Genomic DNA, 12,069 nt, shown 5'->3' with positions numbered 1-12,069 from the left:
GCGCCACACTTACAACGAGCGCTCGACATCCTCGCGTCCCGGTGAATGCTGCGGTACATCGGTCGCTTGGTTGATGAAACCACGTACTCGATCGAGAGCAGCTCGTGCACGGGCGGCGTCGATGCTCTGCGCCGTGGACTGCGGCGGCGGCCCCAACGGTCGGTCATCCGTGACGCCGTACCTGTCGCGGTAGGCCGCGACGGCGCGCCCGTAACGTCGCCACGCAGCGGCCTGGCGCTGATCGCGGAGCGGCTCGCCAAGATGCTGCACCCACGACTCGCCCGTCTCGCGTGCGGTGTCGAGCACGGCATCAGCGCGAGCTTCGATCATCAGGCGCCGCTCATCAAGGGCGTGACGCATGTCGCCGGTCATTGGCCCGTCCGCGGACGGGAGCAGTCCGACGATCAGCCGTGGCATCTTGCGGGTGCGGCCCGAGCCGGCCGGGCGTGCGGTGGCGCGCGCGACCCGGTAGTGCAGGACTGAGGCGATGTCGTCAGCATCGGCGAACCCGCGCGCGGCGACCAGCCGCGGGAACAGCCGGTCGAGGTCGTGATGGTTGGCTTCGGCGCGGCGCAGTTCGGCGGTGAGTGCCCCGAACGCCTCCGACTCGATCGCGGCGTCGGCCTGTTCGGCGGTGAGCCCGGAGTCGCGGATGAGGGTGGCCCAGCGGTCTCGTTGGGCTGCGGCGGCGATGGTCTCGTACTCGGCGGCGAGCTGGGCGATCGAGCCCCAATGCTCGTGTTCGGCGGTGATGGTCTCGTGCGCGGACAGCTCGGCGCCGACGTGTTGCAGGACTCCGTAGAGGACGGACCGGCCAGTGGCGTCGGGGTTGTCGCCCGGATGCGGGTGGGCGTGCTCGTCGGGCCGGTCGAGGATCACGTAGGCGTGGTTGGCGTGCTTGCCGCGGGTCATCGCGACGTAGAAGTTCTCCCGCGTGGTTGTGGGCTCGACCAGGGCGTGTGAGGTGTCGACGGTGACCCCTTGCGCCCTGTGGGCGGTGACCGCGTAACCCAGATCGACGTGATCGGCCACGTAGGCGGTGGGGAGGACGATGGAGCCGCCGAACCGGCGGCCGGTCTTGCGGATCGTGATCGAGCCGTCGTCGCGAACGCCGGTGATGGTCCAGGTGTCTCCGTTGCGCACCCAGGTCTTCCCGTTGCGGAGGCGTCGGTCGTTGCGGCGGGTGATGATCGTGTCCCCGACCCCAGCAGCGGTCCCGTCTGTGAGTTCTACCTCCCGGCCGGGCTTCAACGTGCCGTCGAGAATCAGATCGGCACGTGCGCGCTGGTTGAGGGCGCTCACGTCGTCGCGGGTCTCGGCCACCAGCACCGACACCAAGCCTTGGTTTCGGTCGGCGCGCCATGCGGTGTAGGAGGCGTCGGTCATCGCCTCGGCGTCGCCGTCGTGGATGCGGTCGTGGTCGAGGTAGGTGTCGATCACCTCGGTGCGGCCGTGGCGCAGGGCGAGGGAGGCGGTCTTCTCCCACTCGTTGGTGAACCGGTGCACGTCGACCAGCTCGGGTGCATGGTCTCGGTCACCCACGAGGAGCCCGAAGGCGCCGCCGGCGTCCACGGACTGGAGCTGGGCGAAGTCGCCCACCAGCAGCACCTTCGCCCCGGCTCGTTCGGCCAGGTGCGCGATGCGATCCAACGAGAGGGTGCCGGCAAGGGAGGCTTCGTCGATGATGACGAGCTGACCCGCCTGGAAGTCCTCGCCGTGGACGAGGTGGTTCTGCCACCACTTCGCGGTGTTCTCCGTCGCGATCCCGAGGTCCTCGGCGAGGACCTGCGCGGCCACCGCGGACGGTGCGAGCCCGACCACGGACCCGGCGCCGTGCGCCTTCTCCCATGCCCGGCGCAGCGCGGACATTGCCGTCGTCTTGCCGGCCCCGGCCGGTCCGACCAGCACATCGAGGACACGGCCGGAGACCGCGATCTTCATGAGAGCGTCGGCCTGGTCCTCGCCAAGCATCCGACCCTCCGCATCGGGACGAGCGGTGATCTTCTCGACCGTCGCCAGCGGCACCGTCGGGCCGGTCGTGGTGCGGGAGCGGTCGAGTAGCCGGTCCTCGGCGGCCAGCAGTAGCTCGGAGGAGAACACGGTGGAGTGCTTGGGCCGGAACACGCTCGTGCCGTCCACCCGCCAGAAGGCGGCGGGGCTCGTGGCGAGGTCGGGCGGCGTCAGCCGCAACGATGCCTGTTCGGCGGCCTCGGCGATCATGCCGACGATTGCTTCGCGGTCTTGCATGGTGGCGAAGCGCCAACCCATCGTCTGCCGGGACGCCTCGGCCATCAGGTTCCACCTGCGCCACGTGGAGCGCTTCTCACCCACCACCTCGACCACCGACTGACCGAGGTCGACGATCGCATCCAGTGGCACGTCATCGGCTCGCAGCAGCAGCGTCTTGTCGTTGTCGGTGATCGTGCGTGCCCATCCGGCGGCGTCGTGGCCGAGCACGCCGGTGGCGCGGGTGCGCCACTCGGCAGTCAGGTCGGCCAGCGACCGCACCTTCTTCTCCGGGCGCGTGGCGAGGGTAGCTTGGGCGCGGAGCTTGATGATCGTGGCTGTGGAGGGTTGGCGGCCGTACTTGGCGACGTACTCGGCGATGAGTCTGTTCTTCTCGGCGTCGATGTGCCGGGAACGGGTGGAAAACTCCTGGACCAGCTCCTCCGGGACGGTGCTGACTGCCCACGCCGGGTTGCGGTCTCGCCCCATGTCGCGGGCTTCCCATTCGACGCCGAAGGTGCGGGTCATGTGGTCGGCGAACACCGCCTCGTGCAGCTCCGACAGGGCGACCACGGCAGCATGCATCGGCCGACCATCCAAGCTCCGCGACTTGCCGTCGAACGCGGTCTGCACCTTGTTGGAGATGACGACGTGAGTGTGCAAGTGCGGGTCGCCGGCGCGCGAGTCGAAGTGATCGAACGCCGTCGCCACCAACCCCGTGACGTCGACCTGCGCAACAGCACCGTTACCGGCGGTTGCACCCGAGCGGGTGGCTGCGACCTCGCGCTCCATGAACGCAACCACCTCCGCAACCGCCCGATGATGCGCCTCACCGATCAGCGCCTGCGTCCCCGCGTCGGCAACCGCCCACAACGCTGAGGCGGACTTCGGGATCGAGAAGGTGAAGTCGAACCCCGCCACCGCCCGGCGCCTGCCGCGCTCGGTTTCCTCGGCCTCGATCTGCGCGACCGCCTCGCCCTTCGCGCCAGGGCTCAGGTCGGGGTCGAGGTCGGCGATCCGGGCCTCGATCCGCTCCGGCACCGACTTGTAGGCGGGGAACGCGCGACCGATCGGGTCGCCGGTGATCGGGTCGCGGCCCATGCCCATCAAAAGCTGGAGCTGAGCCTCCGACACCCGATCCCCGACGGCGAGCTGACCCCTGCCGAGCGAGGCGACGCCGGACCCAAGCCACTGGCCCGGTGGTGTACCTTCCTCCGCGTAGTAGCGCGTGAGTGGAGTCGATAGGGATCGATCTCCGTCAGCGGCGGCGACTGAGCGCAGGAGGTACTTGTAGCCATCGCCGGCGCTCATGACCCGCATCGAAACCGTCATGCTCGAAAGGTGCTGACTTTCGGTCAGAACTGCGCCGTCGAGCAGGTCGAACGCGACAACCAATGGCGCTGGCGGCATTGTTCGTAGAGTGGAGGTGTGCTTCCTGTCGTCTGGCTGCTCGGGACCTCGGGGGTGGGAAAGTCCACCACGGGGTACCGGATGCTGTCCGAATTACACACGGCCGGGGTGAAGGCAGCGTTCGTGGACGCCGACCAGCTCCGCCTCGCCTCCGGGATTGCCGCCGTGGAAACCGAACTCATCGCTTCCGCGCTGCCCGCCCTCAGCCGCGGCTATCAGACGCACGGCGCGCAGGTGCTGATCGTGGCCGGTCTCGCGGCCGACCTCGATCACCTGAGTCGACTACTACCGGGTGTTCCCAGTGACCGGCTACTGACCGTCCACCTGGATGCAGACGGTGACACGATTCGTGAACGGGTGCACCGCCGCGGTTGGCTGGTCGACCTCGCCGACGACGCCGTGGTATATGCCACGCAGATCGACTCCGACCTGGCCGATCTTCATGTGGACACGACCGGGCGGACTCCGAGCGATCTTGCGGCACAGGTCGCCGAAGCTGCGCTGGCACACGTTGAGCGGACGGTCTCGGAGGGTTCCGATGTCCTGGCTGCAGACGATGAGGCGTCCCTGCCGCGACGTGTTGTCGTGCTCACTGGTCCGGGAGGCGTCGGCGTGTCCACAACGGGCTATCAGACCTTCGCTCACCTCGCGCACGCCGGTGAGCCGGTGGGCTACCTCGATGCCCACCAGCTCGGGCTCCTTGGAACCGATACCCGCGGCGATGAGTTCGCGTCGCTGCGAGCCGACAATGCCCGAGCGGTCGCGAGCAGCCTGGCTGGTGGCGGCGCGGAAACCGTCGTGATGAGCGGGGACGCCCAAACCACGCACTTGCTCGCCGGCGCCTGGGGTAAGAGAACGGTCATCACGAGATTCTGGCTGCACGCGACCAAGCACGCCCTCGCCGAACGGATCACTGCCCGATCCCGCGGTGGCGGGCCTCCGATCCAGGGCGACCATCGACTCGGGCTGAATGGCCCGGCACTGGAAGCCGCGATCGCTACAGCCGTCGATGAGAGCGAACAGTACGAGATCCGGCCCGCTCATACCGAGGCCATCGACACCACCCACCTCACGCCGGCGCAAGCCGCTGAGAGGATAGCTACGTCGCTTCCGGGAGCGTCGCGGCGGTCAGAGGTAGGCTGAAACCGCACAACATGCGGAAGCAGACGCAGCAATCTTTGCTTCCCCACGGGGTCCCCGCCTCCACGTAGTACCTCGTCAACGGCGTCGACAGCTCTCGATCACCGTCCGCGGCCGCGACCTTGCGCAGCAGGTACTTGTAGCCATCACCCGCCGACATCACGCGCATGGAGACCGTCACGTTGGGAAGGTGCGCGTGAGTGGTACGGGCCGAGGTCGGGTGGCGAATTCTGATCTACTGGAACGCATGAGTGTTGATGGTGGGGACCCGTTGGCGCGTGACCCGCTGCCACTCAGTGGGAAGTCTGTCGTGGTGACCGGGGTCAGTCGCCGGGCGGGGATCGGTTATGCCACCGCGTGTCGGCTGGCCGCGTATGGAGCCAGCGTGTTCTGCCACCACTTCTCGCCCCACGATGAGGAACAGGACTGGGGCAGCGATAATCTCGACGCGGTGCTCGATGGCGTCAGGTCCCATCTAGTGGGTGCGGCGCGCGTGGCCGACCTGCACGCCGATCTGACCGAGGACGACGCTGCTGAGCGTGTGATCGCGGCAGCGGTCACCGAGTTCGGGCACGTGGATGCTCTGGTCTGCAACCAGGCGCTGACCGGCTCCGACGGGGCGATCGGCGAGCTTAGCGCCGCGGACCTGGATCGCCACTGGGCGGTCGATGCCCGCGCCTCGATCCTGCTGGCCCAAGCCTTCGCCGCTCACCACGATGAGGAACGCACCGGGTCGATCGTGTTCCTCACCTCCGGGCAAGCCCTCGGGCCGATGCCCGGCGAGGTCGCCTACGCGGCGGCCAAGGCCGCCCTCGCCGGCGTGACCACGACCATCGCCGATCAGCTCGCCGATCGCGGCATCCGCGTGAACACGGTGAACCCCGGTCCGGTCGACACCGGCTACCTGACCGAGGAGATGTGGCAGGTGGTCGAGCCGATGTTCCCTGTCGGCCGGTACGGGCACCCGGACGATCCGGCCCGGCTCATCGCCTGGCTGATCACCGAGGAGGCGTCCTGGATCACCGGCCAGATCATCAACACCGAGGGCGGGTTCGGCCGCTGGCGTCCCCGCGGCTCTTGACGTCGCCGCGTCCCGCCGCATCCGCACGCGACGCGAACAACAAGCTCATCAAAGACGCCGTTCCCGGCGATGCGAGGCTGCATGAATCGCGCCAGATCGCTCACGACCGTTCATCGCCGCCGTGCCGTCGAGCGTGAAGGGTCATAGCCGTTGGGTCCGCGAGGGTCGCGGATTGTCGGTCACGGGTGGGGTCGCCGCGGCCAGCGAATGCGGGGCCGGCGAGAAACCAGACCGCGGTGATGATCGGCAAGAGCAGCAGGGTGGCCCAGTACGGGTGGGTGGCAGCGGCGTCGGTGCTGGCGGGGATGTGCCATCCTTCGAGGGCGATCATGACGAGCAGGCAGGTCGCGCCGATGGCTGCGGCGAGCACGATGCGGAACCACTCGCCCCAGATGGCGCGGACCTCCTCCCTCGAGCCTTTGGGTGCCTTGAGAGGTTTCGATCCGCCCGCGTAGCGGTAGCGGAACCAGGCGTCGGTGCGCTGAATGATGTGGTGTCCGAAGGCGACGGTGATGCCCAGGTACAGGGCTGCGAACGCGTGCGACCGGGTCGGTGGGGTACCTCGCATGACGTCGACGGCGACGAGGACCAGCAGGGCGAGGTCGACCAGCGGCACGCAGGCGAGCACCAGGGTGCTCAGGCGCCATGCGCGGACGAGGTAGCGCAACGCGAGTCCGGCAAGCAGCAGCACCCAGAACGCGACCTCGGCGGCGATGATCGCCGCGATCACGGGACCGTCTCCGGCCCGAATCGGTGGTCTCTCATGCGGGTCATGAGGGCTGGCCTCGGTTCTTGTCGCGGCGGGTGACGCGCCAGATCGCGGTGATGATCACGAACAGCACGGCCGCTTGACCGACGGCGATCGCCACGATCGCCGGCAGCGGCAGCGAGTCGCCCGGCAGGACGGCACTGCGCGCGTAGTTCGCGCCGAGCAGCACGATCAGATAGATCCACCACGGCGCCCACTTCGCCGATGTCGTCGGCTGGTTCGAGGCGGGCTCGTGGCCTTGGGGCTCAGTCATGGTGGTGCTCCTCGTCGTTCTCGGGCTGCCTCTGGTCGGGCAGCAGTGCGCTTCGCAGGGCGGCGGCGGCCTCTTCTCGGCTGATCAGGCCCGGAGCGGTCAGCAGTTCGAAGGTGAGCCCATCGATGACGGCGTTGAGGTGGATCACCTCGGACTCGATGTCGGTCGCCGGTGGCCTGAGCCCCAGGGCCACCAAGTCGCCGATGACCGTGATCAGGAACTCCCGGATCGCCGTGGCCTGCTCGGCCACGATCCGGGCCAGGCTCGGGTCATGGCGGGCCTTGGCGACGAACGCCAACCAGATGCCCAGCTCCTGCTCGGTGTCGTCACGCAGCGGCATCAGCTCGCTCACCATTGCCACCGTCCGCCGTGCCACGTCGGGCTCGGCCGTCGCTCGGCGCACGCGCTCCTGGACGCGCTCGGCGAGGCTGGACATCGCGAACTCGTGCAAGCCGGCCTGGGTGGAGAAGAAGAATCGGATCGACCCCGACGACAGCCCGGTCTCGGCGATGACACCCCGCACCGACGCCGCCTCCACGCCGCCCTTCTCCAGCAGCCGCCACACCGCCTTGACGATCTCGCGCCGCCGCTCCTGATGGTCCACCTGTGCCATGAACAAGATGCTAGCACACTTGTGCTAGCGTCTTGTTTCCATGCGACACCCGCATTCGCGGCACCGCCATCGGGTGGTCATGTGAGCAGCGCGGACACGCGGCCAACTTTGAGTCGATCCGGGACCTTCAGCCTCGATCTGCAAGACGCGTGGCAGCTCCGACGACGGGCGGAACGCGAGGCGGATCGGTCTCGGCCCGACGGCCGGGAGTGGGCGTGCCTTGTCGTGTCGTCAGCGAGGCGTCGGCGGCGGTTGAGCGGAGTCGTGCACCTGCCAGGTGATCAGCCCGGCGAAGGGCTCCGTGAGGGGTTCGGGTCCGGGGTCACCGAGCTGCCGGAGCCCACATGCACGACCACAACCCTTCTGATGGGCATCGTCTGCGGGTCGGTCGCTGTTCTCCGGGCACGGCGGGCTCGACCTCGCCGTCGAGCACGTCTTCAACGCCGAGACCGTCTGGTTCTCGGAACTCAATGAACCCGTCGCCCGCGTCTTCGCCGACCACTGGCCCGAGCCTCCGAACCTCGGGGACATCACCACCATCGACTGGCATGCGGTCAAGCCGGTGGACATCCTCTGCGGCGGGTTCCCCTGCCAGTCCGTATCGACGGTCGGCAAGCGCGCCGGTCTCACTCCTGGCGCGGCCGCTGGGCTCCGGTCCCACATGGCCGCCGCGATCGAAGCATTGCAACCCCGGCTCGTGGTGATCGAGAACGTCCGCGGGTTGCTGTCCACCCCAGCCCAGCGCATCACCTCGGAAGGCACCGACCATGAACAACGCAACTCTGGTAACGCAACCCCCGAGCAGGATGCGGCCGCAACCCTTCGCTATCTGGAACCCGACCCGCGGCATCTGGGAGACGATGCAACCCGACCTCTGAGGGCTCTTGGCGCCGTTCTCGGCGATCTGGTCGACCTGCGGCGAGACGCACGATGGGTCGGCCTACCGGCTTCGCTTGTCGGCGCTTCTCACCACCGGTTTCGCATCTTCATCCTCGCCCATCCCCAAGACCCTGTTCCGCACTCCGTTGGCCCCGGACTCCTCCCGCGGTGGGGAGGCCCTGGACCGGGTGCGTGCCAGACGGGGCACGATCGCGCTGTCACACCAGGTCATCGACCTGGCTCTGCACGGACCCGATGGCTTACCGAACAAGAACGACGAGTCAGAGACGCTGTGGTCGCTGATCGAGCACAGCTTCGACAATGGGGACGCTACGCCGACGCCATCGCCCGATGGGAACACATCACCGGCCGAACAGCCCCGGCACCAGTCCTCCTGAACGACGACATTGGACCACGGCCAGCATCGGAGTTCGCGGAGTGGCTCATGGGCCTCCCCGCAGGCTGGGTCACCGACTCTGGACACAGGCTCGCCCCGAATCAGCAGATCGCGGCGCTCGGCAATGGAGTGCTGCCGTTGCAGGCAGCGGCGGCGCTCACCTCTAGCAGGTGACACTCCTGGCGAACGGTGCTGCCAGTCGGCCGTCACCACCGGTAGGTAGCCGCCCGCACAGAGGTTGGCGATTGGTTGCGATGCAAAATCCGCCGTCTGTGGCCTGGTACGCTTGCTTCGTGAGTTCTCCCGAAGCAAGCAGAGTGGGGCTATCGGTCCGCCGGTAGCCCGAGATGCTGTAGTTCCTTCCTGATTCCCAGCGCACGCCCTGTCGGGCGGCGCTGTCTTTGTGAATCCTCACGCATACGAAGCGCCTGCGGTGCCGACCGCGTCGTTCACTTTCGTCATCTCTTGCTTCGGAAGGCATTTTCATGCCCATTGTGTTGTACATCCTTGCCCTCGCCGTGTTCGCGCAGGGCACCTCTGAGTTCGTCCTGGCCGGTCTGCTGCACGGCATCGCCGGCGACCTCGATATCTCGCTCGCGCAGGCCGGTCTGCTGACCTCAGCCTTCGCGGTCGGCATGGCGCTGGGAGCACCTGTCATGGCCGCGGTCGGTCGTGGGCTCTCGCCTCGCTGGACCATGAGCGGGTTCCTTGCCCTGTTCATCCTCGCGCACGTCGTCGGCGCCGCGGCGGAGAGCTTCGGGCTCCTGTTCGCCACCCGGGTCGTGGCGGCGCTGGCGAACGCGGGCTTCCTCGCGGTCGCCCTGTCCACGGTTACGCACCTCGTCCCGGCTCACTCCCGCGCCCGCGCACTGGCGGTCATCCTCGGCGGCACAACGCTGGCCCTGATCGCCGGTGTCCCGGCGGGAGCGTTCGTCGGGAACGCCCTCGGCTGGCGGGCCACCTTGTGGGCGATCGCCCTCGTCTCGGTGCCCGCGCTGATCGCGGTGCTCATCGCCACCCCGACACGTGCCGTGCAGACGGACCACGCTGTCGCACGACGGTCTCTGACCGGTGAGTTGCGGACGTTGCGGCTGCGGCCGGTCCAGCTGAACATCGTCATGGGGGTCCTGGTCAACGCGGCCACGTTCTGCTCCTTCACCTACCTCGCCGTCATCGCCGGCACACGAGCCGGGGTCAGCGAAACCCTGGTGCCTCTGTTGCTGGGGGTGTTCGGTCTCGGCGCGTTCTGCGGTGTGACCGCGGCGGGTCGGCTCGCGGACCGGAGCTGGCGCGAGGTGATCCTGGTGACCGGACCGCTGCTGGTGCTCGGCTGGGCGCTGCTGACGGTGATGGTCGATAGCCAGCCGGTGGTGTGGGTGCTGGCGCTGCTCCTCGGGGCGCTCTCCTTCGCGCTGAGCAGCACGCTGATCGGTCGGATCATGGCAACCGCGGGCGAGGCGCCGTCCATGAGCGGCTCCTTCGCCACGGTCGCGATGAACCTCGGCGCGGTCATCGGGCCGATCGCCGGCGGGGTGGCGATCGAGCTGGTCGGCGTGCGCGGTCCGCTCGCGGTCAGCGCGCTCCTGGTGCTTGGCACCGTCGGCCTCGGGTGGGCCACGAGACGCGCCCGTGCAGATCGGCCGCGGACGACAGTACCCGTGGCCTGAGCGGACACGCTGGTTGCGGCCCGACCTGAAATGTGCATCCGGCGGTGGGTCTGACAAGGCTCGGACCCACCGCCGGGGCCAGCTCGTCGCTGTCGTGGACGACGCGTGTCCGCGGGCGGCAAGCACCTATGCGGTAGCACCGGCCGGGCGTCGCGTGCTAACGTGGACGTCATGTCGACCCCGATCGCAGACAGAGCCTAGCCACCGGAAGGATTCGGTGGCTAGACCTCGCTGACCGCCACGTCTTCGGCGCGAACGGGTCTTCCGCAGGCACATCGTGCCAGTTCGACGGAACATTCTGGACGCTCTTCCCGTGGTCCAATTCCGCTCTTGAACTGAATTTCATCGGCTGCTGCCACGCTGCTTTGTCCTTCCGCTGAGTCGATCGCGTCCACCGCGCGATCTACCTCACTACCCGGAAGGTTCTCCCTCGTGGTCACTCCCAGCTATCCCACCAATCTCGCTGCCGGCATCCCTGCACGGCGACCGGGAAGCCCGGCACTGCCGATTCCTCCGCCCAACAGCCATCTAGAGCGCATTCGCCGCGTGCTCGATGAGCATGGTCAGCCCGATTATCAGTTCACCGCGCTGCTCCAAGGCCTCCGCGCAGGCCGGACCGCACGCTTCGGCGACGCCCGCCACCTTCCACGGCTCGTACGCGACGACCTCGAAGCACGGCTAGGACCGATGATCCTGCCCGCGACGGTAGTGAGCAGCGGCGAAGACACATCCGTAGAGAAGGTCCTCTTCTCCGGCGACAAGCCCGGCTATTTCGAGGCAGTGCGCTCACGCTTCCGCGACGGCTGGTCATCGATCTGCCTGTCCTCGCAGTCCGGTTGCGGCCTGGCCTGCACGTTCTGCGCCACCGGCGCGGTCGGGCTCGTCAGGAACCTGGACGCCGAGGAGATCCTGGCGCAGGCGCTCTACGCCCCTTGGCAGCGCGACCGTGCGTTTCCCGTGAAGAGCATCGCCTTCATGGGCATGGGCGAACCCCTCGCCAATCCCCGCATCTTCACGGCACTGGACATGCTGACCGACCCGCAGGTCGGCGGCTGGTCCCCGCGACGGATCACAGTGTCCACGGTCGGGTTCGCGCCACGATTGGCCCAACTAGTCGCCCAGCACCCGCACGTCACCATCACTCTCTCGGTCCATTCACCGTTCCCGGACCAGCGCTCCGTCCTGATCCCGTTACAGAAGCGATTCCCGCTCGAAGCCAGCGTGGACATCCTGGACCGCCACGTGGCTGCGACCCGCCGACGTGTGTTCTTGGCCTATCTGCTGATCGATGGCGTCAACGACAGCGCCGAACACGCAGAACACCTCGCGCGCCTGGTGAAGCACCGATCACGACCGGACCTTTTCAAGATCAGCGTCATCGCCTACAACGAAGCCGCAGGCGTGACCGCACCGTACCGGCGTCCAGCTACCCGGACCGTCCAAGAGTTCGTCGCGCGTCTGAGGTCGGCCGGCGTGGCGGTCAGCCGGCGTCAGCAGTTCGGCACGGGCATCGACGCCGCGTGCGGGCAACTCCACGCCGACTATCTCAACGCCCGCGACGCTCCACACACCCCACCGACCCCACGCACAGCAGCGACGGGAGGTGACACACCGTGATGCCACTGGTCGGCAGA

General features: G+C 68.0%; 9 protein-coding genes. 5 read left to right on the top strand and 4 right to left on the bottom strand.

What is annotated here, in order from left to right:
- Nucleotides 1-9 precede the first annotated feature (9 nt).
- Complete coding sequence (gene mobF, locus KM427_RS25390) at nucleotides 10-3,636, bottom strand: MobF family relaxase (protein WP_252274908.1); 3,627 nt, start codon at nucleotides 3,634-3,636, stop codon at nucleotides 10-12.
- 18 nt (nucleotides 3,637-3,654) lie between these two features.
- On the opposite strand from mobF, the gene KM427_RS00210 reads away from it, so the two are divergent.
- Entirely contained in the window at nucleotides 3,655-4,779 is a 1,125-nt protein-coding gene (locus KM427_RS00210; RefSeq protein WP_215525808.1) for a DEAD/DEAH box-containing ATP-dependent helicase, read from the top strand.
- 310 nt (nucleotides 4,780-5,089) lie between these two features.
- Nucleotides 5,090-5,857 carry an SDR family oxidoreductase gene (locus KM427_RS00205; RefSeq protein ID WP_215525807.1) on the top strand — a complete coding sequence of 256 codons (768 nt, stop codon included), beginning with the start codon at nucleotides 5,090-5,092 and terminating at the stop codon, nucleotides 5,855-5,857.
- Nucleotides 5,858-5,957: 100 nt separating this feature from the next.
- Here KM427_RS00205 and KM427_RS00200 read toward each other — a convergent pair whose 3' ends face one another.
- The 3 genes from KM427_RS00200 to KM427_RS00190 are packed head-to-tail and all read right to left on the bottom strand — an operon-like array spanning nucleotide 5,958 to nucleotide 7,492.
- Complete coding sequence (locus KM427_RS00200) at nucleotides 5,958-6,587, bottom strand: hypothetical protein (protein ID WP_215525806.1); 630 nt, start codon at nucleotides 6,585-6,587, stop codon at nucleotides 5,958-5,960.
- A 40-nt stretch (nucleotides 6,588-6,627) separates the two neighbouring features.
- Nucleotides 6,628-6,879: a hypothetical protein gene (locus tag KM427_RS00195; protein WP_215525805.1), complete on the bottom strand. Its 252-nt coding sequence runs from the start codon at nucleotides 6,877-6,879 to the stop codon at nucleotides 6,628-6,630.
- Nucleotides 6,872-7,492: a TetR/AcrR family transcriptional regulator gene (locus KM427_RS00190; protein WP_215525804.1), complete on the bottom strand. Its 621-nt coding sequence runs from the start codon at nucleotides 7,490-7,492 to the stop codon at nucleotides 6,872-6,874. The genes KM427_RS00195 and KM427_RS00190 overlap by 8 nt, the downstream gene beginning before the upstream one ends.
- A 391-nt stretch (nucleotides 7,493-7,883) precedes the next feature.
- On the opposite strand from KM427_RS00190, the gene KM427_RS25795 reads away from it, so the two are divergent.
- The 3 genes from KM427_RS25795 (at nucleotide 7,884) to KM427_RS00175 (ending at nucleotide 12,052) form a co-directional block, all read left to right on the top strand.
- On the top strand, nucleotides 7,884-8,942 hold the full coding sequence (locus KM427_RS25795) for a DNA cytosine methyltransferase (protein ID WP_215527469.1): 1,059 nt from the start codon (nucleotides 7,884-7,886) through the stop codon (nucleotides 8,940-8,942).
- A gap of 311 nt (nucleotides 8,943-9,253) precedes the next feature.
- Nucleotides 9,254-10,435 (top strand): Cmx/CmrA family chloramphenicol efflux MFS transporter, encoded by a 1,182-nt coding sequence (locus KM427_RS00180; RefSeq protein WP_215525803.1) that lies wholly within the window; start codon nucleotides 9,254-9,256, stop codon nucleotides 10,433-10,435.
- Between the two features lie 432 nt (nucleotides 10,436-10,867).
- The gene (locus KM427_RS00175) at nucleotides 10,868-12,052 is read left to right on the top strand and encodes a radical SAM protein (protein ID WP_252274906.1); all 1,185 of its coding nucleotides are present in this window, start codon (nucleotides 10,868-10,870) and stop codon (nucleotides 12,050-12,052) included.
- The last annotated feature ends 17 nt before the right edge of the window (nucleotides 12,053-12,069 follow it).

Origin of the sequence: Nocardioides sp. LMS-CY (genome assembly GCF_018732145.1) — a bacterium.
GTDB lineage: Bacteria > Actinomycetota > Actinomycetes > Propionibacteriales > Nocardioidaceae > Nocardioides > Nocardioides soli.
The sequence above is the reverse complement of the archived record's forward strand: the minus strand, read 5'-3'. Positions and strand labels throughout refer to the sequence as shown.

Excerpts from the sequence above, each read along its gene's own strand:
- mobF (WP_252274908.1), bottom strand. The coding sequence starts at position 3,636 with ATGCCGCCAGCGCCATTGGTTGTCGCGTTCGACCTGCTCGACGGCGCA.
- KM427_RS00195 (WP_215525805.1), bottom strand. The coding sequence starts at position 6,879 with ATGACTGAGCCCCAAGGCCACGAGCCCGCCTCGAACCAGCCGACGACA.
- KM427_RS00190 (WP_215525804.1), bottom strand. The coding sequence starts at position 7,492 with ATGGCACAGGTGGACCATCAGGAGCGGCGGCGCGAGATCGTCAAGGCG.
- KM427_RS00180 (WP_215525803.1), top strand. The coding sequence starts at position 9,254 with ATGCCCATTGTGTTGTACATCCTTGCCCTCGCCGTGTTCGCGCAGGGC.